We start from the raw sequence: 494 nt of genomic DNA on the forward strand, positions 1-494 counted from the left end.
GAGCGTTTTCCTCTCAATCTGGTTCATATCCGGCGGCGGTAAAGAAGTTTGCGCATTCTGTAGGAGTGATCTGATCGATCAATGTGCCGATCCTGTCCCACAAGGCGTCGCGTGTGCGTTCTGCGGCTTTACGGAGATGGGCCTTGAGTTTGGAGAAGGCCTTCTCGATGGGATTGAAGTCCGGGCTGTAGGGCGGGAGATAGCGCACAGTCGCACCTGCTGCTTCGATGGCGGCCTGAACGCCGGGACCTTTGTGAGAGCCGAGATTGTCCATGATAACAATGTCGCCTGGCCGCAGATCGGGTACCAGCACGCGATCGACATAGGTCTGGAAGCTGCGGCCATTGATCGGACCATCCAGGACCATGGGCGCCACGATGCCGGTCAGTCGCAACCCAGCGATGAACGTCGTGGTTTTCCAGTGACCATGTGGCACGGCGGAACGCAACCTCTGGCCACGTCGACACCGCCCGTAGCGTCTTGCCATATTCGTC

At 58.5% G+C, this 494-nt stretch carries 1 protein-coding gene; it reads right to left on the minus strand.

What is annotated here, in order from left to right; all coding sequences use genetic code 11:
- Window positions 1-13: 13 nt before the first annotated feature.
- On the minus strand, window positions 14-494 hold a 481-nt coding region (locus GFJ39_RS13935; protein ID WP_153432058.1), incomplete at its 5' end, for an IS630 family transposase.

Source organism: Gluconobacter aidae (assembly GCF_009547075.1).
Classification (GTDB): domain Bacteria; phylum Pseudomonadota; class Alphaproteobacteria; order Acetobacterales; family Acetobacteraceae; genus Gluconobacter; species Gluconobacter aidae.